Origin of the sequence: Streptomyces sp. NPDC017225, from assembly GCF_044331465.1 — a bacterium.
In the GTDB taxonomy this organism is placed as follows: domain Bacteria; phylum Actinomycetota; class Actinomycetes; order Streptomycetales; family Streptomycetaceae; genus Streptomyces.
In genome coordinates, this window is record NZ_JBIRNE010000003.1 from 210984 (window position 1) to 234263 (window position 23280).

A 23280-nucleotide genomic window follows, 5' to 3' on the forward strand; every position below is an offset into this window, starting at 1 on the left:
GCGTGCGGGCGGCGGACCGGCAGGGCCTCCGGGGCGGGGGCCCTGTGCCGCGGCCCGCACGCACGGTGGTGTGTCAGGTCAGACGGCGAGCGCCTGGGCGCGGCGCTTCACCTCCGTGCCGCGATTCTCGCTCAGCGCCTGCGCGGGGGTGCCGGGCAGGGTCTCGTCGGGCGTGAAGAGCCACTCCAGCATCTCCTCGGTCGTCCAGCCGTCGTCCCGCAGCAGCGTCAGGGTCCCGACCAGGCCTTTGACGACCTTGTCCTCATCGATGAAGGCCGCGGGGACGTGCAGCGCGCGGTTCTCACCGCGGCGTACGGCGATGAGCTGGCCTTCCTTGATCAGCTGGCGTACGCGGGTCACCTCGACACCGAGCATCTCGGCGATGTCGGGGACGGTGAGCCAGGCAGGCACGAGAGCATCGGTCTTTGCGTCAATCTCGGTCACGGCCCAAGCCTGCCATCTGGCACCGACAGTCGGAAGCCGGACCCGTCCGACCTGGGCCGGGCACCCGCCGGAAGGACTACGCGGTCGCCGCCTTCAGCGGCCTCGCCGGGTCGGCCAGCCGCCGCGGGTCCATCGTCGCACCCGCCTGGATCAGGCGTCTTCCCTGGGCCAGGTCCCGGGGGCGGCCCACCGCCAGCAGGGCGACCAGGCGGCCCTCGCGCAGCCAGCAGACCGTCCAGGCGGGTCCCGAGGGGTCCCCGCGCCACAGGGTGGTGTCGGCGGCCGTGTGATGACCGGCGTACTGGACGAAGCGGCCGAACTGCTCGGACCAGAAGTACGGCACCGGGTCGTAGGCCGCCACGGCCTCGCCGCCGACGGCGCCGATGATGTCGGCGGCGACCGTGCGCGGCCCCTGGAGGGCGTTGTCCCAGTGGTGCACCAGCAGCCGTTCGCCGTAGCGGCCGGAGGGGAAGGAGGCGCAGTCGCCGACCGCGTGGACGTCCGGCGCAGAGGTGCGCAGGCGGTCGTCGGCCAGGACCTCCCCCTGCGAGCCGAGAGCGATCCCGGAGCCGGCGAGCCAGGCGGTGGCGGGCCGGGCGCCGATGCCGACGACGACCGCGCCGGCGGGCAGCCGTGAGCCGTCGTCCAGGACGACGACGTGACCGGGCTCCCCGGGGCCGCCGCCGGACTCCACGCGCTCCACGCGGGCGTGCGTGCGCAGGACGGCGCCCGCGTCGGCGTACCAGGCGGTCATCGGCGCGGCGACCTCGTCGGGCAGCGCGCCGGCGAGGGGCCGGTCGGCGGCCTCCACGACGGTCACGGCGCAGCCCGCCTCGCGCGCGGCGGTGGCGAACTCGGCGCCGATCCAGCCCGCGCCGACGACCACGACGTCGTGCTGCCGGGCCAGCACGGGGCGCAGCCGTTCGGCGTCGTCCAGGGTGCGCAGCAGGTGCACGCCGGGCACGCCCTCGGTGCCGGGGAGGCGGACCGGTTCGGCGCCGGTGGCGAGGACGAGGGCGTCGTACGGCACGGGCCCCGCGGAGGTGTCGAGGACGTGCTCCGCCAGGTGGACGCCCAGGGCCTCGCAGCCGAGCCGCAGCGTGATGCCGAGCGCCTCGAAGTCGACGTCGAAGGCGGAGCCCTCGGCCGTGCCGAGCAGGACGGCCTTGGACAGCGGAGGGCGGTCGTACGGCTGGTGCGGCTCCGCGCCGATCAGGGTCACGGTGCCGGTGAAGCCCTGCTCCCGCAGGGCGACGGCGGTCTGCACGCCCGCCATGCCCGCGCCGACGACGACCACGCGGCGTTCCGCGTCCGCTTCCCGTTGCCGGGTCCGCTCCTGCGTCTGCTCGCTCACGTGATCACCTTAGACACCGGCCGGTCGTCAGTCAGGGGCCGTGCGCGGTGACCTGCTCCACACCGCTTGGCCGTACGGGTCGTACGCGTCGTACGCGGGCGCGGGGCGGCTCCCCTTACGAGTGCGACGCGCCGCGGGCTAGGCTGGCCGGCGTAAGACACTCGCGGGAGCCCGGACGCACCGGGCTGAGAGGGAGGCTGGCGGCCTCCGACCGTACGAACCTGATCCGGGTCATGCCGGCGAAGGGAGGGGCTGGACGCCCATGCCGTCACCGTCACACACGACGTCACGCACGCCGTCACCCACACCCGACGTCCTCGTCGTCGGGGGCGGGATCATCGGACTGGTCACGGCCTGGCGGGCCGCGCAGCGCGGGCTCGTCACGGCGCTCGTGGACCCCGAGCCGGGCGGTGGGGCCGCCCAGGTGGCCGCCGGGATGCTGGCCGCCGTCACGGAACTGCACTACGGCGAGCAGACGCTGCTCGCGCTGAACCTCGCCTCGGCCCGCCGCTACCCGGAGTTCGCGGCCGAGCTGGCCGACCTCACCGGCCACGACCTCGGCTATCGCCGGTGCGGCACCCTCGCCGTCGCGCTGGACGCCGACGACCGCGCCCACCTGCGGGAACTGCACGCGCTCCAGCAGCGCTCGGGCCTGGAGTCCGAGTGGCTGACGGGGCGCGAGTGCCGACGTCTGGAGCCGATGCTCGCGCCGGGCGTGCGCGGGGGGCTCCGGGTGGACGGCGATCACCAGATCGACCCCCGGCGCCTGGCCGTCGCGCTCGTGGCCGCCTGCGAACGCGTGGGCGTCGTCTTCCACCGGGTGTGGGCCGACCGGCTCACCGTCGGGCGCGGCGGCGAGCGGGCCACGGGTGTCGTCACGGCCGACGGCACCGCGCTGGAGGCCGGGCAGGTGGTGCTGGCCGGGGGCAGCCTGAGCGGGCGGCTCACGGGCGTCCCGGACGACGTGCTGCCGCCGGTGCGGCCCGTGAAGGGGCAGGTGCTGCGGCTGGCGATGCCGCGGACGCACGGCCCGCTGCTGAACCGGACGGTGCGTGCCGTGGTGCGCGGCAACCCCCTCTACCTGGTGCCCCGGGAGAGCGGCGAGCTGGTCGTCGGCGCCACCAGCGAGGAGATGGGCTGGGACACGACGGTGACCGCGGGCGGCGTCTACGAGCTGCTGCGCGACGCCCACGAGCTGGTCCCCGGCATCACCGAGCTGCCCCTGCAGGAGACCCGGGCGGGTCTGCGCCCGGGGTCCCCGGACAACGCCCCGCTGCTCGGCCCGACCGGGCTGGCCGGCCTGCTGCTGGCCACCGGGCACTTCCGCAACGGCGTCCTGCTCACCCCGGTCACCGGCGACGTCATGGCGGACGCCCTGACCACCGGGGAGCTTCCCGCCGAGGCGCTGCCCTTCAGCCCCCGGCGCTTCGGCGCCGCCCCCGCACTCAAGGAACTCTCGGAGCAGCCCGCATGAACATCTCCGTCAACGGCGAGCCGCGCGAGGTGGCTCCCGGCACCGCCCTGGACGCCCTGGTGGACACGCTCACCGCGGCACCGTCCGGCGTGGCCGCCGCCCTGAACGAAACCGTCGTCCCGCGCGCGCGGTGGTCCGCCACCGCGCTGGCCGACGGCGACCGCGTCGAAGTCCTCACCGCCGTCCAAGGAGGCTGACCATGGCCGACGATCCCTTTGTCCTCGGCGGTACGGCGTACGGGTCCCGCCTGATCATGGGTACCGGCGGGGCGCCCAGCCTCGACGTGCTGGAGCGGGCGCTGGTGGCCTCCGGGACGGAGCTGACGACCGTCGCGATGCGGCGGGTGGACGCCTCGGTGCACGGGTCCGTGCTGTCGGTGCTGGAGAAGCTGGGCATCCGGGTGCTGCCGAACACGGCCGGCTGCTTCACCGCCGGGGAGGCCGTCCTCACCGCCCGTCTCGCGCGCGAGGCCCTCGGCACCGACCTGGTCAAGCTGGAGGTCATCGCCGACGAGCGCACCCTGCTGCCGGACCCGATCGAGCTGCTGGACGCGGCGGAGACACTGGTCGACGACGGGTTCACGGTGCTGCCGTACACGAACGACGACCCGGTCCTCGCGCGCAAGCTGGAGGACGTCGGATGCGCCGCGATCATGCCGCTCGGCTCGCCGATCGGGTCGGGGCTCGGTATCCGCAATCCGCACAACTTCGAGCTGATCGTGGAGCACGCGCGCGTGCCGGTGATTCTGGACGCGGGGGCCGGCACGGCGTCGGACGTGGCGCTGGCGATGGAGCTGGGGTGCGCGGGTGTGATGCTCGCCTCCGCGGTGACGCGGGCGCAGGAGCCGGTGCTGATGGCGGAGGGGATGCGGTGCGCGGTGGAGGCGGGGCGCTTCGCGCGGCGGGCGGGGCGGATTCCGCGGCGGCGGTTCGCCGAGGCGTCGTCTCCTGCGGAGGGCCTGGCTGCTCTTGATCCGGAGCGGCCCGCTTTCCGGTGAACCTCGTCCATGGGGGCCGAGCTCCGTCGGCGGCCGCCGCGCGTGTGAAGCGTCACAGGTGCGCTGCAGTACCGCCCCCGAGCGCCGGCGGCGACGCCGGGTGTCCGTGGCGACTCGTAGACTCGCTGCGTGGACACGACCCTTCAGGACCCTCTCGTCGGGCAGGTGCTCGACGGCCGGTACCGCGTCGAGGCGCGGATCGCGGTCGGCGGGATGGCCACGGTCTACCGGGCCGTGGACACCCGCCTGGACCGCGTGCTCGCGCTGAAGGTGATGCACCCGACGCTCGCGGCCGACGCCACCTTCGTGGAGCGGTTCATCCGCGAGGCGAAGTCGGTGGCCCGGCTCGACCACCCCAACGTCGTGCAGGTTTTCGACCAGGGGGCGGAGGGCGCGTACGTCTACCTGGCCATGGAGTACATCGCCGGCTGCACCCTGCGCGACGTGCTGCGCGAGCGCGGGGCGCTCCGGCCGCGGGCGGCGCTGGACATCCTGGAGCCGGTGCTGGCCGCGCTCGGCGCCGCGCACCGGGCCGGGTTCGTGCACCGGGACATGAAGCCGGAGAACGTCCTGATAGGGGACGACGGCCGGGTCAAGGTCGCCGACTTCGGCCTGGTCCGGGCCGTGGACACGGTCACGAACACCACCGGGTCCGTCCTCGGCACCGTCTCCTACCTGGCACCCGAGCAGATCGAGCACGGCACCGCCGACCCGAGGGTCGACGTGTACGCGTGCGGTGTCGTGCTGTACGAGATGCTGACCGGCGGCAAGCCGCACGACGGGGACTCCCCCGCCCAGGTGCTCTACAAGCACCTGCACGAGGACGTGCCGCCGCCGTCGGCCGCCGTGCCGGGGATGGCGTTCGAGCTGGACGAGCTGGTCGCCTCGGCGACCGCCCGCAACCCGGAGATCCGTCCGCACGACGCCGTGGCGCTGTTCGCGCGGGCCCGTGAGACGCGCGAGGCGCTGAGCGCGGACCAGCTGGACGCGGTGCCGCCGCAGGCGCTCGCCGCGGAGCACGACAACGCCGAGGACCGCACGAGCGTGATCCCGCGGGCGCTGACGATGCCCCGGCCGCTGCCCGTGAACGAGGACGAGGGCACGGGCGCGGGCGTCGGCTTCCCCGCCGACGGTGTCGACCGCACCAGCCGGCTGGCGCCTTGGCCACCGGCCGCCCCGCCCCGGCGGCGCCTGCCGGAGCTGCGGCGCGGCCCGCTGGCGATCGTCGTCGCCGTCCTGCTGGTGCTCGGCGTCGGTACGGGCGTCTGGTACATCAACTCCGGCCAGTTCACCAAGGTGCCGCCGGTGCTGTCCAAGACCGAGGCGCAGGCCCGGGACCGGCTGGACGACGCCGGCCTGGACGTCGGCAAGGTCCGGCACGCCTACAGCGACACCGTGGAACGCGGCAAGGTCATCAGTACCGACCCCGGCGTGGGCACCCGCATCCGCAAGAACGACTCCGTGTCGTTCACGGTCTCCGACGGCCCCGACACCGTGAAGCTGCCGGACATCCAGGGCTACAAGCTGGACCGGGCGCGGAAGCTGCTGAAGGACGAGGGGCTGGAGCCGGGCATGGTGACCCGGGCGTTCAGCGAGGACGTGCCCCAGGGCTTCGTGGTCTCCACCAAGCCGGCGACGGGCACCACGGTGCGCTCGGGCTCGGCGGTCGCGCTGGTCGTCAGCAAGGGCAGCCCGGTGGACGTCCCGGACGTCACCGGCGACGACCTGGCCGATGCCAGGGCCGACCTGACGGAGGCCGGCCTGAAGGTGAAGGTCGCCACCGAGCAGGTGAACTCGGAGCACGACAAGGGCCAGGTCGCCCGGCAGACGCCGGATCCGGGCAGCCGGGCCGCCAAGGGCGACACGGTGACGCTCACGGTGTCCAAGGGCCCCGAGATGATCGAGGTCCCGGACGTGGTCGGTGACAGCGTGGACGACGCCAAGCGGGAGCTGAGGGACGCGGGCTTCCAGGTGGACGAGGACCGCGGTCTGCTCGGCCTGTTCGGCGACACCGTGAAGGACCAGTCGGTGGACGGCGGGGACACGGCGCCCAAGGGCTCCACCATCAGGATCACCATCAGGTGACGGCGCTCACGGTCCGGACGCGTATCCCCGCATGACACCCTGAATGGGTGAACAGTCAACAGTCCGCCCCCTCTCCCACGCTCCCCCGCAACCCCGTCGGCGGTCACGTCCCCGTGGCCGGCGGCCTGCACTCCGTGGGTCTGTCCTACGCCCGTGACCTGAAGGCGGAGGCCGTGCAGGTCTTCGTCGCCAACCCGCGCGGCTGGGCCACGCCGGCCGGCAACCCGAAGCAGGACGAGGCGTTCCGGGAGGCCTGCGCGGCCGGTTCGGTCCCGGCCTACGTGCACGCGCCGTACCTGATCAACTTCGGTTCGCACACCGAGGCGACGGTGGAGCGGTCGGTCGAGTCGCTGCGGCACTCGCTGCGGCGCGGGCGGGCGATCGGGGCGCTGGGCGTGGTCGTGCACACCGGCAGCGCGACCGGCGGACGGGACCGGTCGGTGGCACTGAAGCAGGTACGGGAGTACATGCTGCCGCTGCTCGAGGAACTCACCCACGACGACGACCCCTGCCTGCTCCTGGAGTCGACCGCCGGGCAGGGCGCCTCGCTCTGCTCGCGGACCTGGGACTTCGGGCCGTACTTCGAGGCGCTGGACGCCCATCCGAAGCTCGGCGTGTGCCTGGACACCTGCCACATCTTCGCGGCGGGACACGACCTGACCGGCCCGACGGGCATGCACCGGACGCTGGACCTGCTGGTGGACACGGTCGGCGAGGGCCGGCTGAAGCTGATCCACGCCAACGACTCCAAGGACGTGTCCGGCGCGCACAAGGACAGGCACGAGAACATCGGCGCCGGTCACATCGGTGAGGACCCGTTCCGGGCGCTGATGACCCACCCCGCGACCGAGGGGGTGCCGCTGGTCATCGAGACGCCGGGCGGCAAGGAGGGCCACGCGGCCGACGTGGAGCGGCTGAAGAAGCTGCGCGACGGCTGACAGCGCAGGCCAGGGGGAACGCCAGGCCGCCCGACAGGCGTACGGCGGCTCAGAGCCCGGGGCCGTCCCCGGGCTCCTCCTGGTAGGAGTAGCGCTGTTCCCGCCACGGGTCGCCGATGTTGTGGTAGCCGCGCTCCTCCCAGAAGCCGCGGCGGTCGGCGGTCATGTACTCGATGCCGCGGACCCACTTCGGGCCCTTCCAGGCGTACAGGTGCGGGACGACCAGCCGGAGCGGGAAGCCGTGCTCGGCGGTGAGCAGCTCGCCGTCCTTGTGGGTGGCGAACAGGGTGCGGTCGGCGGCGAAGTCGGACAGCCGGAGGTTGGAGCTGAAGCCGTACTCCGCCCACACCATCACATGGGTGACTGCGGGCGCGGGCGGGGCCAGGTCCAGGATCGTGGCGGCCGGTACGCCGCCCCACTCGGAGCCGAGCATGCTGAACTTCGTGACGCAGTGCAGGTCGGCGACGACCGTGGTGTACGGCAGGGCCGTGAACTCCTCGTGGCTCCAGCCGCGCTTGCCACCGTCGGCGGTGGTGCCGAAGACCCGGAACTCCCAGCGCTCGGGGCGGAACCTGGGGACCGGTCCGTAGTGCGTGACCGGCCAGCCGCGCTGCAGTCGCTGCCCCGGCGGTAGCTCGAACCGCGACGCTCCTTCCGGACCGCCTTCTCCCGATTCGTGTCCCACCGGCTGACCCATGCCTCCATCCTGACAGACCCGGACCGATGCCCCTGACCCGCTCCACTTACATTCGGTCGAACAGGCACAAGCTGGACTAAGCCTGTACTTACTTACTAAGTAGAGACTTACTGGACGATCTTCGGAGCCGGTGCAATCATGCGGCGCAACACGCCAGTTCCCGTTCGAAGGAGCGTCAAGCGATGCAGGGCGACCCCGAGGTCATCGAGTTCCTCAATGAGCAGCTGACCGCCGAGCTCACGGCGATCAACCAGTACTTCCTGCACGCGAAGCTGCAGGACCACAAGGGCTGGACCAAGCTCGCGAAGTACACGCGCGCGGAGTCCTTCGACGAGATGCGCCACGCCGAGGTGCTGACCGACCGCATCCTGCTCCTGGACGGCCTGCCGAACTACCAGCGGCTCTTCCACGTGCGGGTCGGCCAGAGCGTGACCGAGATGTTCGAGGCCGACCGGGAGATCGAGATCGAGGCGATCGACCGGCTGCGCCGGGGCATCGAGGTGATGCGGGCCAAGAACGACATCACGTCGGCCAACGTCTTCGAGGCCATCCTCGCCGACGAGGAGCACCACATCGACTACCTGGAGACGCAGCTCGACCTGATCGAGAAGCTGGGCGAGCCGCTCTACCTGTCGACGGTCATCGAGCAGACCCAGCCGGACCCGTCGGGCCCCGGCTCGCTCTAGCCGAACCGCTCGCGCTCCGGCCGGGCCGTCGCCGCTCGGGTCAGGCCGCTTCCGGGAGCTTCGCGAGGACCGGTTCGTTCCGGTCGGCCTGCTGCCGGCGGGGGCAGGCGCCACGGCCGAGCAGCGCCTGGATGCGACGCACGCAGCCGCCGCAGTCGGTGCCCGCCTTGCAGGCGGAGGCGATCTGCCGGGGAGTGCAGGCACCGGCGTCCGCGTGGCTCTTCACCTGTTCCTCGGTGACACCGAAGCAGCTGCAGACGAACACGTGGTTCACCTCCCGGGCGGAGTACAGGGTCGTGCCGTACCGACGACCGGAGACTCCGACTGTTCGGTGAGGCAAACCTAACCTTACCCATCACGCAGGAACGGCAAAAGGGAAGGGGGCGCGGATCGTATGTGACCCGCGCCCCATTCCGTGTCCCCGCCGCCCGTCCGGCCTCGTCCGACGGGCGGTGCGTCACTGGTCCCGGTACATCTCCGCCACCAGGAACGCCAGGTCGAGCGACTGGCTGCGGTTCAGCCGCGGGTCGCAGGCCGTCTCGTAGCGCTGGTGCAGGTCGTCGACGAAGATCTCGTCGCCGCCGCCCACGCACTCGGTGACGTCGTCGCCGGTCAGCTCCACGTGGATGCCGCCCGGGTGGGTGCCGAGCGACTTGTGGACCTCGAAGAAGCCCTTGACCTCGTCGAGCACGTCGTCGAAGCGCCGTGTCTTGTGGCCGGAGGCCGCCTCGTAGGTGTTGCCGTGCATCGGGTCGGTGATCCAGGCGACGGTGGCGCCGGACGCGGTGACCTTCTCCACCAGCTCCGGGAGCCTGTCGCGGACCTTGTCCGCGCCCATCCGGACGATGAAGGTCAGCCGGCCGGGCTCACGCTCCGGGTCGAGGCGCTCGATGTACTGCAGCGCCTCCTCGGCCGTGGTGGACGGGCCGAGCTTGATGCCGATCGGGTTGCGGATCCGGGAGGCGAACTCGATGTGCGCGTGGTCCAGCTGCCGGGTGCGCTCACCGATCCACACCATGTGCCCGGAGACGTCGTACAGCTGCCCGGTGCGCGAGTCGACGCGGGTGAGGGCCGACTCGTAGTCGAGCAGCAGCGCCTCGTGCGAGGAGAAGAACTCGACCGTCTGGAACTCGGCCGGGTCCGTCCCGCAGGCCCGCATGAAGTTCAGCGCGTTGTCGATCTCCCGGGCGAGCTGCTCGTAGCGCTGGCCGGAGGGCGACGACTTCACGAAGTCCTGGTTCCAGGCGTGCACCTGGCGCAGGTCGGCGTAGCCGCCGGTGGTGAAGGCGCGCACCAGGTTCAGCGTGGACGCCGACGCGTGGTACATGCGCTTGAGCCGCTCGGGGTCCGGGATCCGGGCCGCCTCGGTGAACTCGAAACCGTTGACGGAGTCGCCGCGGTAGGTCGGCAGCGTCAGGCCGTCGCGGGTCTCGGTCGGCTTGGAGCGCGGCTTGGAGTACTGGCCGGCGATCCGGCCCACCTTCACCACGGGCACGGACGCGGCGTACGTGAGCACGGCGCCCATCTGGAGCAGGGTCTTGAGCTTGTTGCGGATGTGGTCCGCGGACACGGCGTCGAAGGCCTCGGCGCAGTCGCCTCCCTGGAGGAGGAACGCCTCTCCCTTGGCGACGGCCGCCATCCGGGCGCGCAGCTGGTCGCACTCGCCCGCGAAGACGAGCGGCGGATACGACTCGAGGTCCGCGATCACTGCGCGCAGAGCCTCGGTGTCGGGGTACTCGGGCTGCTGCGCCGCGGGCAGGTCTCGCCAGGTGTTGCCAGCGCTCGCGCTGGTCTTAGCGTTCACGGTCACGGCCCCAACATTACGGGGTCGGACCGCGGCTCCCGCCCCGTGCCCAGGGAATGAGACGCGTGGAACGCCCTGCGGACGGGCCGCGGTGCGGTACGCTGCGCCGTATGTTCGCGCACTCGATCCAGAACTGGTGGTGGACCGCTCTTCCGGCGGCCCACTGACTGCGCGTACGCAAGACTTCGCGAAGGCCGCCCGAGGGGCGGCCTTCGGTGTTTTCGCGACCGGGCCGTTCCTCCCACCGAGAGTCTCGCCGAGAGACCGAGAGGGACACGGACCCATGACACCGATCGACCGCCTTCTGGACGACTCCCGCCCGTTCGCCCTGCTCCGCCGCCGCACCCCGGGCCACGACCACGACACCGTGGAACTGCTGCTCGGCCCGGTCACGGAGCACGACAGACTCGCCGGCCTGCCCGACGAGGGGCTGGCGCTCGTCCCCTTCCGGCAGATCCGCGAGCGCGGCTTCGACGTCCGCGACGACGGCACGCCCCTGCTGGTGCTGACCCCCGAGGAGCGGCACGACATCCCGCTCGCCGAGGCCCTCGACCGGCTCCCCGCGCACGACGTCCAGGTCGAGGACGGCGGCTTCGACGTGGACGACGAGGAGTACGCGAAGATCGTCGGGCGGGTGCTGGACGAGGAGATCGGCGGCGGCGAGGGCGCCAACTTCGTGATCCGGCGGACGTACGGAGGGCTGATCCCCGGGTTCGGGCGGGCCGACGCGCTGGCGCTGTTCCGGCGGCTGCTGGCGGGCGAGCGGGGCGCGTACTGGACGTTCGTGGTGCACACGGGGGACCGCACGCTGGTCGGGGCGAGCCCCGAGGTGCATGTGCGGATGTCCGGCGGCACGGTCGTCATGAACCCGATCAGCGGGACGTACCGCTATCCCGCCGAGGGACCGACCCCGGACCACCTGCTCGGCTTCCTCGCCGACGGCAAGGAGATCGAGGAGCTGTCGATGGTGGTCGACGAGGAACTCAAGATGATGTGCACCGTCGGCGACATGGGCGGTGTGGTCGTCGGGCCGCGGCTGAAGGAGATGGCGCACCTCGCGCACACCGAGTACGAGCTGCGCGGCCGCTCCTCGCTGGATGTGCGGGAGGTGCTGAAGGAGACCATGTTCGCGGCGACGGTCACCGGCTCGCCGGTGCAGAACGCCTGCCGGGTCATCGAGCGGCACGAGGTCGGGGGGCGTGGCTACTACGCGGGCGCCCTGGCCCTGCTCGGCAGGGATTCCGGCGGGGCCCAGACCCTCGACTCCCCCATCCTCATCCGCACCGCCGACATCGACGCCGCCGGGCGGCTGCGGGTGCCGGTCGGCGCCACGCTGGTGCGGGGCTCGGATCCGGCCGGCGAGGTCGCGGAGACCCACGCCAAGGCGGCCGGGGTGCTGTCGGCGCTGGGCGTACGCCCCGCCCGGCCGCGTACGGAGGCCGGGCGGCCGAAGCTGGCCGACGACCCGCGGGTGCGGGCGGCGCTGGACGGGCGCCGCTCCTCGCTGGCGCCGTTCTGGCTGCGGATGCAGGAGCCGTCCCACGCGCTGGAGGGCCATGCCCTGGTCGTCGACGCCGAGGACACCTTCACGGCGATGCTCGCGCACGTGCTGCGCTCGTCGGGGCTCACCGTGAGCGTACGGCGGTACAGCGAGCCGGGGCTGCGGGAGGCGGTGCTCGGGCACGACGGGCCGGTGGTGCTGGGGCCCGGCCCCGGTGATCCGTGCGACCCCGCCGATCCCAAGATGGGCTTCCTGCGCGCCCTGACCGCCGAGGTGCTCCGGGACAACCGGCACGGTGTCCTCGGCGTCTGCCTCGGGCACGAGCTGATCGCGGCGGAGCTGGGGCTGGACATCGTCCGCAAGGAGGTGCCGTACCAGGGGGCGCAGACGGAGATCGACCTGTTCGGGCGGCGCGAGACCGTCGGCTTCTACAACAGCTTCACCGCCCGCTGCGACGACGGGGCGGCCGCGTCGCTGGCCGCGCACGGCGTGGAGGTGAGCCGGGCGGCGGGCGGCGAGGTGCACGCGCTGCGGGGTGCGGGGTTCGCGTCGCTGCAGTTCCATCCCGAGTCCGTGTTGACACTGAACGGTCAGGCGATCGTCACGGCGCTGATGACCGGGTCACTGATCCGGCAGCCGTGACGTCCCCAGGGCGTCGCCGTTGGCGTGACGGACCGTCCCCGCTCCAGCGGGGACGGTCCGTCAGCTCCGCGGCACCAGCACGTTCTCCGAACGGCGGCCGGCCAGGTGGTCGAGGACGTTCTTCACCGTGGTGTCGACGATCTGGCCGACGGCGTCCTCGGTGTAGTACGCCTGGTGGGAGGTCACCAGGACGTTCGGGAAGGTGACGAGGCGGGCCAGGGTGTCGTCGGCGATGGCCTCCAGGGACTTGTCGAGGTAGAACAGGCCCGCCTCCGCCTCGTACACGTCCAGGCCGACGCCGGTGAAGCGCCCCGCGCGCAGTTCGCCGACGAGCGCGGTGGTGTCGATCAGGCCGCCGCGGCTGGAGTTGACCAGGATGGCGTCGTCCCGCATCGACTTCAGGGCGGCCGCGTCGATCAGGTGCCGGGTCTCGGGCATCAGCGGAACGTGCAGGGTGATCAGGTCGGACCGGGCGAGCAGCTCGTCCTTCGGGACGTAGGACATGCCGAGTTCCATGCAGGCGGGGTTCTCGGCGACGTCCCAGCCGAGCAGCCGCATGCCGAAGCCGTGGGCGATCCGGGCGAAGGACTCGCCGATCCTGCCGGTGCCGATGACGCCGGCGGTGCGGCCGTGCATGTCCCGGCCCATCAGGCCGTGCAGGCGGAAGTCGAAGTCGCGGGTGCGGGTGGCGGCGCGCACGATCCGGCGGTTGACGGCCATGGCCAGGGTCCAGGCGAACTCGGCGACCGAGTGGGGCGAGTAGTACGAGACCCTGGCCACGGTCAGACCGAGCCGCTCGGCCGTGTCGAGGTCGATGTTGTTGAAACCGGTGGAGCGCTGGGCCACCATCCGGGTGCCGCCGGCCGCGAGGATCTCCAGGACGCCGGCGCCGAGGTCGGCGTTGACGGAGGTGGAGACGATCTCGTGGCCGGCCGCGATGGGGGCGGTGTCCTCGTTGAGGAACACGTCCAGGCAGCGGACCTCCTCGTGGCCCTGGAAGGCCCGCTCGATCAGGGGCTTCTCGTCGGCCTGGACGCCGAAGACCAGGATCTCCATGACCGCTCCCGTTTCTGCTGGACTCCGGGCTGCTGCCGGGCTCCGGGCTGCTGCCGGGCTCCGGGCCGCTGCCGGGGCTCCGGGCCGCTGCCGGGGCTCCGGGCCGCTGCCGGGGCTCCGGGCCGCTGCCGGGGCTCCGGGCCGCTGCCGGGGCTCCGGGCCGAATATACGGCGCCGCGCCTTCGGCCGCCGGTCAGCCGAAGAAGACCCCGGCCTTCTCGTACAGCTTCGGGTCGACCGTCTTCAGCCGGGCCGTGGCGTCGGCGATGGGGACGCGGACGATGTCCGTGCCGCGCAGGGCGACCATCTTGCCGAAGTCGCCGTCGCGGACGCGGTCGACGGCGTGCAGGCCGGTGGGGGTTCCCCCCCCCACGCCGTCAAGGCAGTGGGGGAGGGTGGCGAGCCTGCGGTCGAAGGCGCTCGGGGTGCCGCCGCGCCGGACGTGGCCGAGGACGGTGGTCCGGGCCTCGTTGCCGGTGCGTTTCTCGATCTTCTTCGCCGGCCACTCGCCCACCCCGGACAGCCGGACGTGCCCGTAGGAGTCCAGCGACTGGTCCTTGAGCACCATGTCGCCGTCCCTCGGCATCGCCCCCTCGGCGACCACCACGATCGGGGCGTAGGACGCCCGGAACCGGGAGGTCACCCAGGCGCAGACCTGCTCGGTGTCGAAGCGCTGTTCGGGGATGAATGACGTTGGCGCCGCCGGCCGGGCCGGAGTGGAGCGCGATCCAGCCGGCGTGCCGGCCCATGACCTCGACGACCAGTACGCGCATGTGCGACTCGGCGGTGGTGTGCAGCCGGTCGATGGCCTCGGTGGCGATGGCGACGCCCACAGGTGTCCTCGCCGCCAACCGTGATGAGCGCCTCGACGCTGAACGCAGCGAGGCTACCTGTATGCGCCTCCCTTGGGCGATGGCCCAGATGGCATTGAACGCCGGGCAGTCGCCGCCTCCGCCGGGTCAGAACTCCGACGCGCGTGACTCCGCCCCCTCGTGAACGAGGGGGCTTCTCACTTGGATCCGAGGACCCTCATGACGGCCGGGCCCTGACCGCTGCCGAAGCAGGTGCGCGGCGTCCCATGTCGCTCCGCTGCTCCGATCACCAGGATGCGTCTTCTTGCCCGGCTGAAGCCGGGGCAGCTCACACTCGAACGGTCGGTGTCGCGCGTCACTCACTCGTCGTCGAGGCCGCGCTCTATCGCGTACCGCACGAGTTCCACGCGGTTGTGCAACTGGAGCTTGCCCAGGGTGTTCTGGACGTGGTTCTGCACGGTGCGGTGGGAGATGACGAGGCGTTCGGCGATCTGCTTGTAGCTGAGTCCCTTGGCGACCAGGCGCAGCACCTCGGTCTCGCGGTCGGTGAGCCGGGGCGCCCCGGGTTCGCCGGTCTCCGCGGCGGGGACCGGTTCGGAGGCGAGGCGGCGGTACTCGCCGAGGACCAGTCCGGCCAGCCCCGGGGTGAAGACCGGGTCGCCGGCGGCCGTGCGGCGCACCGCGTCCTGCAACTCCTCGGTGGAGGCCGACTTCAGCAGGTATCCGGTCGCGCCGGACTTCACCGCCTCCAGCACGTCGGCGTGCTCCCCGCTCGCGGAGAGGACGAGGACGCGCAGCTTCGGGTCGGCGCCGACGACCTCCTTGCAGACCTGGACGCCGGGCTTGCCGGGCAGGTTGAGGTCGAGGACGAGGACCTCGGGCGCGACGGCCCGGGCGCGGCGCACCGCCTGGTCGCCGTCGCCGGCGGTGGCGACCACGTCGAAGCCGGACTCGGCGAGGTCCCGGGCGACGGCGTCGCGCCACATCGGGTGGTCGTCGACCACCATGACCCTGATCGGTTCCTGTCGTTCGGTCATCGCTCCGCTGCCTTCCCCCGTGCGGTGGTACTGCTGGTCGTCTTCTTCGGTGCCCTCAGTTCGACCTCCGTGCCCTGACCGGGCACCGAGATCAGCTCGGCCGTGCCGCCCAGCTCGCGCAGCCGGCCCCGGATCGACAGGGCCACGCCGAGGCGTCCCTCGCCCTCCGCCTCGGCGAGCCGGCCCTCCGGGATGCCGGGCCCCTCGTCGCGGACGGTGACGATCACCTCGTCCGGTTCGTCCTCGACCAGGATCCACGCGCGCGCGTGCTCACCGACGTGCTTGCGCACGTTGTCCAGGGCGGCGCCCACGGCGGCCGCGAGCTCCCGGGCCGCGAGGGGGGCCATCGGGACCGGCGCGCCCGGCTCGGCGAGGTTCACGAGGGAGCCGGCGTACGGGGCGAGCAGGGCCCGCAGGTCGACGGGACCGTCCGGATCGTCCCGCTCCGGTTCGTCCACCGCCCGTACGACCGCGCCCTCGGCGGTGTCCTCCGAGACGCGGGAGACGGGCACCAGGCCGCCGGAGACCATGGTGCGCAGTGCCACCTCCTGCTCACCGGCCATCCGGCCCAGCTCGGCCGCCTCGCCGCCGATGACGGCGCCGCGCCGCTGCACCATCGCCAGCACCTGGAGCACGCTGTCGTGGATGTCCCGGGCGAGCCGCTCCCGCTCCCTGGTCGCCGCCTCGATCTCCAGGGCGCGGGCGAGGGTGCGTTCGGAGGCGCGGGCGACCTCGACGACGTAGCCGATGGCGATGGAGGCGACCCAGACGAGGATGACGTTGTGGACGGTGTCGCGGGCCGGGCTGCCGCGTTCGACCAGGTTGGCGACGGCGACGAGGGTGGAGGCGACGGCCGCCCAGCGCCAGCCGCCCTTGATGGCGAAGGCGAGGACGGAGCCGGCGGTCCATATGGACGGCAGGGTCGGGCCGCCGTCCATGACCCGCTCGTGCGCGTCGGCGAACGGCGTGAGCAGGATGCCGGTCAGCGCGATGGTGAGATCGGCGGTGAGGAACCGCTTGGTGCAGCTCGCCGCGCTCGAGACCTTGGGGAGGGTGGCCAGGGTCCAGACGAAGAGGACGGCGTAGTAGGCGACGGCGAGCCAGGGACGGGCGAAGCCGGAGTAGGCGGTGGTGAAGAAGCCGATCGCGTACAGCATGGTGAGCACGCGGTAGCCGGCGAGGGCGCGCCACAGCGGCTGCTCGACCGACATCCTCATGACTCTCTCGCGCCTGGCCATGTCCCCCCGTCCCCCGGCTGCCCTGTCCGGCCGGCTCCCCTGCCGGCCGCTGCCCTGCTCGACCGCTTCCCCGGCCGGCCGCCGCCCTGCTCGACGGCTTCCCGTCCGGCCGCCGCCCTGTCCGGCCGCTACCGGTCGTCGGTGGGGCGGTCCTGCTCGGCCGCCGCCTTCTCCTTGGCGGCCTGTTCCTTCTCCGCCTGCGCGAGCGCGGCCTTCGCGGCCTTGCCCGCCTCCTTCTCGGCCTTCGCCGCGTCCGCGATCTGCCGCTTCATGGCGGTCGCGTACATGTCGACGTACTCCTGGCCGGAGAGCTTCATGATCTCGTACATGACCTCGTCGGTCACCGCGCGGAGCACGAAGCGGTCGTGCTCCATGCCCTGGTAGCGGGTGAAGTCGAGGGGCTTGCCGATGCGGATGCCGGGCCGCATCAGCTTCGGCATCACCTTGCCGGGCGGCTGGATCTTCTCGGTGTCGATCATGGCGACCGGGATGACGGGCGCGCCGGTGGCGAGCGCCACGCGCGCGAGGCCGCCCGGCTTGCCCCGGTAGAGCCGGCCGTCCGGGGAGCGCGTGCCCTCGGGGTAGATGCCGAAGAGCTCGCCGCGCTCCAGGACCTCTATGCCGCTCTTGATCGCGGCCTCACCCGCGCCTCGCACGCCGGAGCGGTCCACCGGGAGCTGGCCGACGCCCTTGAAGAAGGCGGCGGTCAGCCGGCCTTTGACCCCGGGAGTGTTGAAGTACTCGGCCTTGGCGATGAAGGTCACCTTGCGGTCGAGGACGGCGGGCAGGAAGAACGAGTCGGAGAACGACAGGTGGTTGCTCGCCAGAATGGCCGGGCCGTCGGCCGGGATGTGCTCCAGGCCTTCCACCCAGGGCCGGAAGGCGAGCTTCAGCGAACCCCCGACGGTGACCTTCATCGCGCCGTACAACAAGCGAGTGCCTCCTGTGTCTGTGGGTCAGACCCTATCCCGGGGCACCGTCAATGGCCCCGACGGCCCTGGTCGGTGTCAGTGCGGTCGCGTACGGTGAAGTTCCCGCAAGTACCGCACCCGCATGTACCGCACCCGACGTGCCGGCTGTGCCGGCCCCCTGACGACAGGAGACCGAGACGTGCCGGTCCTGCCCGGAGCCGAGCCGTTCCGCCACGAGGGCGGCGAGGTCGGCGTCCTCCTCTGCCACGGGTTCACCGGGTCCCCGCAGTCGTTGCGCCCCTGGGCCCGGTATCTCGCCGCGCGCGATCTGACCGTCGCGTTGCCGCTGCTGCCCGGGCACGGCACGCGCTGGCAGGACATGCAGGTCACCGGCTGGCAGGACTGGTACGCGGAGGTGGACCGCGAGCTGCGCGCCCTGCGGGAGCGGTGCGCGCGCGTCTTCGTGGCCGGCCTGTCCATGGGCGGTGCGCTGGCGCTGCGGCTCGCGGCCAAGCAGGGGGACGCGGTGTCGGGCGTCATGGTCGTCAACCCGGCGAACCGGATGCACGGCGTGGCCCAGCACGCCCTCCCGGTCCTGCGTCATCTGCTGCCCGCGACGAAGGGCATCGCCAGTGACATCGCCAAGCCGCTCGGCACGGAGCTCGGATACGACAGGGTGCCGCTGCACGCGGCGCACTCGCTGCGCACGTTCTTCCGTCTCGCCGACGGCGACCTGCCGCAGGTGACGCAGCCGCTGCTGTTGCTGCGCAGTCCGCAGGACCACGTGGTGCCGCCGGCCGACTCGGCCCGCGTCCTCGGCCGGGTGTCCTCGACGGACGTCACTGAGGTCCTGCTGGAACAGAGCTACCACGTGGCGACGTTGGACCACGACGCGGACCGGATCTTCGCGGAGAGTGTCGCGTTCATCGGCCGGCTCGCGCCCGGTTCCGTCAGGGAGCCGGAGCCCGGTCTCGGCAAGGAAGGGACGGCCGCAGGTGGCTGAGCACGACTCGGACCGCGAGGACCGCGAAGAGCGCGAGAAGCGGGATCCGGAACGGGACCTGGGAAGAGACCTGGGACAGGACGTGGCGCGGGAGCGGGAGCACCGCGAGGGACGGGAGGACGCGGTGGACCGCGGGCCCGAGGAGCAGGGCGTGCCCTTCGACGAGGACGCCGCGTGGGACGCGATCGTCGCCGGTTACGGGGACGAGCCGCCGGACCCGCCGGGCTCGAAGCCGTTCAAGTCGGTCGAGGACCTGGCGCTCCTGGAGCCCGAGACCAACGACGACAAGCCCGGGGCCGACCGGCCCGCCTCGGCACGGCCGCTGGGCGGCTCGATCGCCTTCGCCCCCGGCGTCGGCCCCGGCCCTCGCGACCACACGCCGGCCGAGCCGTCGGACGACGACCTGGACGAGGACGACGAGGGCCACTTCGTGCCGCCCGAGCCGCCCCGCCTGCCGGAGGGGGACACCACCGCGAGGTTCGCGTGGCTGGGAGTGCTCGGCGGGCCCGTCCTGCTGCTGCTGGCGGTGGTGCTGGGCTGGGACATGAGCTGGTGGCTGACGACCGCGAGCATCGGCGGCTTCCTCGGCGGCTTCGCCACCCTGGTCATGCGGATGCGGACGGGCGACGAGGACGACGACGACCCGGGGCGGGGCGCGGTGGTCTAGGGAGTGCCGTCAGCCCGCGGAGGCGGGCACACGGAGGGCGGTCAGGACCGGGAGGTGGTCCGTGGCCGCCCTCAGGTCGTCCTCGGTCACCCCGGAAAGGCCCAGCGGCACGCCGCAGCCCAGTACCTCGACGCCCTCCGTGACGAAGACCGCGTCGATACGCCGGTCCGGGTCGGTCGGGGAGAAGGTGTACTCGCCGCCCCAGGGCGCGGCGGTCCAGCAGTCCCGCAGGCCGTCACCGAGTCGCCGGAAGGTGCGGCCGCCGGGGCGCTCGTTCAGGTCGCCGCCGGCCACCGCGTGCGTCACGCCGAGCCCGGCGAGCCGGTCGATGAGCAGGCCCGCCTGCTCGTACCGCTCGTCCGCCCGCAGTGACAGGTGGCAGCTCAGGACGCCGAGACGGGCCCCGCCGATCCGGACCACGGCGGTCGCGAAACCGCGGCGGTGCTGACCGGGGGTGAGGGGGAGCAGCACGTCCTGGGTGCGCTCGACGGTGGCGCGCAGGGAGCACAGCAGCGCGGGCCCCGCCGCGGTGCCGCCCCCGGAGAGGAGGACCAGCCCGGAGGCGGCGGCGAGCCGGGTGAGCTTCTTGCGCCAGCGGAAGAACCGGGGCGCCTCCTGGAGGAGGACCAGGTCGGGTGCGCAGGCGGCGATCACGCGGGCGAGGGCGTCGGTGTCGTCGCGCATCGAGCGGATGTTGTAGGTGAGGACCCGGACGACGGCGGAACCGTCGGGTTCGGTACGGGAGTTGGGGAGCGGCTCCATGTGGATCAATGTACGCCCCGCAGCGTCGTCGTACGCGCCACAGCGTCGTCGTACGCGCCACGGCAGCGCCGTACGCCCCACAGCGTCGCCGTAGGTCCGACAGCTCGGGGCGCGAGGTCTGCGGGCGGCTGCCGGTCGTGGCCGGCCTGTCCCGCCCACGCGGTCGGGCCGCGTGTTCACAGAGTCTCGCGCCCCCAGGGAGCGTCGGATCGCCTACGCCTACATGATCGGGTCGGGCTCCCGGGCCAGGTCGGCCGCGCCCACCAGACCGGCCTTGTTGCCGAGCTGGGCGGCGACCACGTCGGCGACCGGGCGCCAGTTGCCGCCGACCAGCCACCGCTTGTACGACTTGCGGATCGGGTCGAGCACCAGGTCGCCCTCGTCGGAGAGGCCGCCGCCGACGATGAAGGCGGACGGGTCGAAGAGGGAGGCCAGGTCGGCGAGGCCGGCGCCGGCCCAGCGGGCCAGCTCCCGGTAGGAGTCGACGGCGACCGGGCAGCCCTGTCGGGCGGCGACCGAGATGTGCTTGCCCTCGATGCCGTCCGGCGTGCCGTCGCCGAGCGCGAGCAGCACCTCGGCGCGCTCGGGGGTGGCGTTGGCGCGCTGCTTGGCGTAGCGCACGAGGGCGCGGCCGGAGGCGTACTGCTCCCAGCAGCCCTGCGAGCCGCAGCCGCACAGCAGACCGTCCGGCACCATGCGGATGTGGCCGAACTCCGCGGCCACGCCGAAGTGGCCGCGGCGCAGCTTGTTGCCGATGATGATGCCGCCGCCGAGGCCGGTGCCGAGAGTGATGCAGATGACGTTGCGGTGGCCCTTGCCGCCACCGAACTTGTACTCGCCCCAGGCCGCGGCGTTGGCGTCGTTCTCCACGACGACCGGGAGGCCGACGCGGGCCTCGACCTTCTCCTTGAGCGGCTCCTGGCGCCAGTCGATGTTGGGCGCGAAGTAGACCGTGGAGCGCTGGCGGTTGACGTATCCGGCGGCGCCGATGCCGACGCCGACGATCTCGTGACCCGCGCGCGCGCCCTCCACCGCGGAGGCGATGGCGTCCACGATGCCCTCGGGCGTGCCCGGGGTCGGCACCTTGTGGGTCGAGAGGATGTTGCCTTCCTCGTCGACCACGCCCGCCGCGATCTTCGTGCCGCCGATATCGACGCCGATGGTGAGTCCCATGAATCCCTCAGTTTCGGTCGAGCCCCGCTACGGCCAACCGTACCCGAGGGCGGTGTCAGTCCAAGTCGATGCGCCGGCCCGGGCCGGTGCCCTCGTCGCCGTCGTCGTGACCGTCGCCGGGTCCGTCCTCGCGTCCGGTGTCGCTCTGGCCGTCGCGCGGTTCATCCAGGTCACGGGGGTCGCGGGGGTCGTCCGCGGAAGTCCCGGAGGCCCCGGCGGTCCAGCGGCTCTCCTGGTTCTGGACGGCGGAACGGTAGGCGGCGAGGAGTTCACCGCCGGCGGCCGCGAGGTGGTCGAAGACGTCCGGGTTGCGCTCGATGACCGGTTCGACGGCGGCCTTGGCCTGCTGCACGACCTGCCGGACCACCTGCTGGGCGGCCGGGCCGGCGACCTGGCCGAGCAGCGGGGACTGGAGGCCGGACAGCTTGTCCGCGACGGTGTCGAAGAGCCGGCGCAGCTCCTCGGCCGCCGAGCCGGGCGGGGGCCCGTACTCGGCACGGCGGCGGGCCTTCTCCGCCTCCAGGTCCTCGGCGCACGCCGTCGCCCAGGCGTCGGCGTCGGTGGCACGCACCTCGTCGACCGCGTCGGCCTCGTCGGGGCGAGCGGCCTCGGACGGGGGGAGCTCTTCACTCATGACGGACTCCTGACTACGGCTCGTCCCTACGACGTTACCCGAACGGCTGCGGCGCGTTCAGCGGCTGCGCGGCCACAGCCGCGGGTCCGGCGCGAACCGGACGGCGAGGACGCCCTCGCGCAGGGCGGCCCCGGCGACGGTGCAGCGGCGCAGCGCCGACGGAAGCGGAACGATCCGGCGGAACGGCCCGGCGGTGACGACCAGTTCGTCACCGCGGCGGATCAGGTCGAGTTCGTCGCGTATGGCGCCGGGCAGCGGGAGGTGCCAGACCAGCACGCCGTCCTCGGCCAGCCGGTCGGTGACGGGCCACTCGACCGGGGCGACGTCCGGGTTGACGCCCGGCGCGGCGAGCGCGGCGAGGTCGTCGGCGCCGCGCGGGTCGCGTCCGAGGTGGGCGACGGTGCGGACGTCGTACGTGCCCTGCCACTCCTCCAGTGCCTTGCGCTGCTGGGTGAGGGGGCCGGTGAGCCGGCTGTCCGCCGGGGTGTCCTCGGGCAGGACGCGGTTGGCGACCAGCAGGTCGGTGCGCAGGCCGCGCAGGGCGAGACCGAGGGTGGCCGAGCGGACGGCGTCGGCGCCGGCCGGGCCGGGTTCGGCGACCAGCCGTACGACGGTGTTCCGGTCGGCGAGGACGGCTTCGGCGGCGGCGAGTTCCAGGTCCCAGCGGGCGGCGGCCTCGTACAGCGCCTCGGCGGGCATGGGGACGCCGGCGAGCCGGCCGAGGACGGGGCGCAGGGCGCGGGCCGCCTGCCGCTCGGGCGGGAGCAGGCGGCGCAGGTAGCGGCGCAGTTCCTCGGGCAGGGCGAGCAGGGCGAGGGCCCGGGGCGCGGCCGGCAGGTCGACGACGAGGAGTTCGTGGTGGTCGGGGCCGTCGGCGAGGGCGGCGTCGCGCAGGGCGCGCAGCAGGGCGAGTTCGTCGGCGCCGGGCAGGGGGGTGAGTTCCTCGGGGTCCAGGCGGGCGGCGCCGAGGAGGTCGAGGGCGGAGGCGGCGCGGTCCTGGAGGGCGGTGAGGCCGTCCCGGAACCGCTGGACGGGATCGGGCCGCCAGACGGTGAGGCGGGGCTCGACGGTGCTCGGTGCGGGACCCGTGCGCACTCCGAGCACGGCGCCGAGGGTGTCGTCGCGGTCGGCGCCGAGGAGGAGGGTGCGGGTGCCCTGGCGGGCGGCGGCGAGCGCGGTGGCGGCGGCGACGGTGGTACGGCCACTGCCGCCGGGGCCGGTGATCAGGATGGTGCGCATGGGGGTGAACGGTACCTGCGGGGGCGGGGGCGACGGCGGTGTGCGTGCGCGCTGTCCGGTGCGAGGTGCGGCGGCGCCGCGGTTGTTGCCCGGCGTCCCGGGCATCGCGCGGCGTGACGCGGGCCG

Annotated in this window: 23 protein-coding genes, 1 pseudogene and 1 riboswitch; of the genes and pseudogenes, 10 read left to right on the forward strand and 14 right to left on the reverse strand. The window is 73.0% G+C overall.

Features of this window, described 5'->3' with window-relative positions:
• Positions 1-78: 78 nt before the first annotated feature.
• Both ACH4NX_RS08170 and ACH4NX_RS08175 read right to left on the reverse strand, forming a co-directional pair.
• Positions 79-444, reverse strand: coding sequence for an Rv2175c family DNA-binding protein (locus ACH4NX_RS08170; RefSeq protein WP_351392204.1), 366 nt, complete (start codon positions 442-444; stop codon positions 79-81).
• Positions 445-520: 76 nt separating this feature from the next.
• The gene (locus tag ACH4NX_RS08175) at positions 521-1798 is read right to left on the reverse strand and encodes an NAD(P)/FAD-dependent oxidoreductase (RefSeq protein ID WP_398127731.1); all 1278 of its coding nucleotides are present in this window, start codon (positions 1796-1798) and stop codon (positions 521-523) included.
• A gap of 153 nt (positions 1799-1951) precedes the next feature.
• A riboswitch (TPP riboswitch) is annotated at positions 1952-2063 on the forward strand.
• On the opposite strand from ACH4NX_RS08175, the gene thiO reads away from it, so the two are divergent.
• The 5 genes from thiO to ACH4NX_RS08200 all read left to right on the forward strand — a co-directional run bounded on the left by thiO (position 2061) and on the right by ACH4NX_RS08200 (position 7292).
• Positions 2061-3272 carry a glycine oxidase ThiO gene (gene thiO, locus ACH4NX_RS08180; protein WP_351392207.1) on the forward strand — a complete coding sequence of 404 codons (1212 nt, stop codon included), beginning with the start codon at positions 2061-2063 and terminating at the stop codon, positions 3270-3272. (Overlaps the previous riboswitch by 3 nt.)
• Entirely contained in the window at positions 3269-3469 is a 201-nt protein-coding gene (gene thiS / locus ACH4NX_RS08185; protein WP_398127732.1) for a sulfur carrier protein ThiS, read from the forward strand. Before thiO ends, thiS begins: the two co-directional genes overlap by 4 nt.
• 2 nt (positions 3470-3471) lie before the next feature.
• Positions 3472-4269 carry a thiazole synthase gene (locus ACH4NX_RS08190; protein ID WP_351392211.1) on the forward strand — a complete coding sequence of 266 codons (798 nt, stop codon included), beginning with the start codon at positions 3472-3474 and terminating at the stop codon, positions 4267-4269.
• Between the two features lie 129 nt (positions 4270-4398).
• Positions 4399-6354, forward strand: a complete 1956-nt coding sequence (gene pknB, locus ACH4NX_RS08195) for a Stk1 family PASTA domain-containing Ser/Thr kinase (protein WP_351392214.1) — start codon at positions 4399-4401, stop codon at positions 6352-6354.
• 47 nt (positions 6355-6401) lie between these two features.
• Complete coding sequence (locus ACH4NX_RS08200) at positions 6402-7292, forward strand: deoxyribonuclease IV (RefSeq protein WP_351392217.1); 891 nt, start codon at positions 6402-6404, stop codon at positions 7290-7292.
• A 49-nt stretch (positions 7293-7341) separates the two neighbouring features.
• Here ACH4NX_RS08200 and ACH4NX_RS08205 read toward each other — a convergent pair whose 3' ends face one another.
• The gene (locus tag ACH4NX_RS08205; RefSeq protein WP_351392220.1) at positions 7342-7989 is read right to left on the reverse strand and encodes a sulfite oxidase-like oxidoreductase; all 648 of its coding nucleotides are present in this window, start codon (positions 7987-7989) and stop codon (positions 7342-7344) included.
• Between the two features lie 182 nt (positions 7990-8171).
• Here ACH4NX_RS08205 and bfr point away from each other — a divergent pair, with 182 nt between their 5' ends.
• On the forward strand, positions 8172-8675 hold the full coding sequence (gene bfr / locus ACH4NX_RS08210) for a bacterioferritin (RefSeq protein ID WP_398127733.1): 504 nt from the start codon (positions 8172-8174) through the stop codon (positions 8673-8675).
• A gap of 40 nt (positions 8676-8715) precedes the next feature.
• On the opposite strand, the gene ACH4NX_RS08215 is transcribed toward bfr, so the two are convergent.
• Together ACH4NX_RS08215 and ACH4NX_RS08220 are read right to left on the reverse strand one after the other, a co-directional pair.
• Positions 8716-8949, reverse strand: coding sequence for a (2Fe-2S)-binding protein (locus ACH4NX_RS08215; protein WP_351392226.1), 234 nt, complete (start codon positions 8947-8949; stop codon positions 8716-8718).
• Positions 8950-9132: 183 nt separating this feature from the next.
• Positions 9133-10485: a class II 3-deoxy-7-phosphoheptulonate synthase gene (locus ACH4NX_RS08220; protein ID WP_351392229.1), complete on the reverse strand. Its 1353-nt coding sequence runs from the start codon at positions 10483-10485 to the stop codon at positions 9133-9135.
• A 104-nt stretch (positions 10486-10589) separates the two neighbouring features.
• Between ACH4NX_RS08220 and ACH4NX_RS08225 the strand changes: the two genes are divergently transcribed.
• Complete coding sequence (locus tag ACH4NX_RS08225) at positions 10590-10646, forward strand: trp operon leader peptide (protein ID WP_351392507.1); 57 nt, start codon at positions 10590-10592, stop codon at positions 10644-10646.
• 116 nt (positions 10647-10762) lie between these two features.
• Positions 10763-12622 carry an anthranilate synthase family protein gene (locus tag ACH4NX_RS08230; protein WP_351392232.1) on the forward strand — a complete coding sequence of 620 codons (1860 nt, stop codon included), beginning with the start codon at positions 10763-10765 and terminating at the stop codon, positions 12620-12622.
• Between the two features lie 60 nt (positions 12623-12682).
• On the opposite strand, the gene ACH4NX_RS08235 is transcribed toward ACH4NX_RS08230, so the two are convergent.
• The 5 genes and pseudogenes from ACH4NX_RS08235 to ACH4NX_RS08255 all read right to left on the reverse strand — a co-directional run bounded on the left by ACH4NX_RS08235 (position 12683) and on the right by ACH4NX_RS08255 (position 17682).
• Entirely contained in the window at positions 12683-13678 is a 996-nt protein-coding gene (locus ACH4NX_RS08235; RefSeq protein WP_351392235.1) for a 2-hydroxyacid dehydrogenase, read from the reverse strand.
• A gap of 193 nt (positions 13679-13871) precedes the next feature.
• Positions 13872-14505: pseudogene (locus tag ACH4NX_RS08240) on the reverse strand (6-phosphofructokinase); the annotation flags it as partial.
• A gap of 344 nt (positions 14506-14849) precedes the next feature.
• Entirely contained in the window at positions 14850-15527 is a 678-nt protein-coding gene (locus ACH4NX_RS08245) for a response regulator transcription factor (protein ID WP_351392238.1), read from the reverse strand.
• Positions 15524-16765, reverse strand: a complete 1242-nt coding sequence (macS, locus tag ACH4NX_RS08250; protein WP_351392241.1) for a MacS family sensor histidine kinase — start codon at positions 16763-16765, stop codon at positions 15524-15526. Before macS ends, ACH4NX_RS08245 begins: the two co-directional genes overlap by 4 nt.
• A gap of 128 nt (positions 16766-16893) precedes the next feature.
• Complete coding sequence (locus ACH4NX_RS08255; RefSeq protein WP_351392510.1) at positions 16894-17682, reverse strand: lysophospholipid acyltransferase family protein; 789 nt, start codon at positions 17680-17682, stop codon at positions 16894-16896.
• A 193-nt stretch (positions 17683-17875) separates the two neighbouring features.
• Here ACH4NX_RS08255 and ACH4NX_RS08260 point away from each other — a divergent pair, with 193 nt between their 5' ends.
• Together ACH4NX_RS08260 and ACH4NX_RS08265 are read left to right on the forward strand one after the other, a co-directional pair.
• Positions 17876-18679 carry an alpha/beta fold hydrolase gene (locus ACH4NX_RS08260; RefSeq protein ID WP_351392244.1) on the forward strand — a complete coding sequence of 268 codons (804 nt, stop codon included), beginning with the start codon at positions 17876-17878 and terminating at the stop codon, positions 18677-18679.
• Entirely contained in the window at positions 18672-19346 is a 675-nt protein-coding gene (locus ACH4NX_RS08265) for a hypothetical protein (RefSeq protein WP_351392247.1), read from the forward strand. The genes ACH4NX_RS08260 and ACH4NX_RS08265 overlap by 8 nt, the downstream gene beginning before the upstream one ends.
• Before the next feature lie 9 nt (positions 19347-19355).
• Here the strand turns inward: ACH4NX_RS08265 and ACH4NX_RS08270 are convergent, their stop codons facing one another.
• The 4 genes from ACH4NX_RS08270 to ACH4NX_RS08285 all read right to left on the reverse strand — a co-directional run bounded on the left by ACH4NX_RS08270 (position 19356) and on the right by ACH4NX_RS08285 (position 23154).
• Positions 19356-20108, reverse strand: a complete 753-nt coding sequence (locus ACH4NX_RS08270) for an endonuclease/exonuclease/phosphatase family protein (RefSeq protein ID WP_351392249.1) — start codon at positions 20106-20108, stop codon at positions 19356-19358.
• 219 nt (positions 20109-20327) lie between these two features.
• Positions 20328-21281 (reverse strand): ROK family glucokinase, encoded by a 954-nt coding sequence (locus ACH4NX_RS08275; RefSeq protein WP_279563232.1) that lies wholly within the window; start codon positions 21279-21281, stop codon positions 20328-20330.
• 55 nt (positions 21282-21336) lie between these two features.
• Positions 21337-21915, reverse strand: a complete 579-nt coding sequence (locus tag ACH4NX_RS08280; RefSeq protein ID WP_351392253.1) for a DUF5304 domain-containing protein — start codon at positions 21913-21915, stop codon at positions 21337-21339.
• Positions 21916-21972: 57 nt separating this feature from the next.
• Positions 21973-23154 (reverse strand): ArsA-related P-loop ATPase, encoded by a 1182-nt coding sequence (locus ACH4NX_RS08285; protein ID WP_351392256.1) that lies wholly within the window; start codon positions 23152-23154, stop codon positions 21973-21975.
• Positions 23155-23280 lie beyond the last annotated feature (126 nt).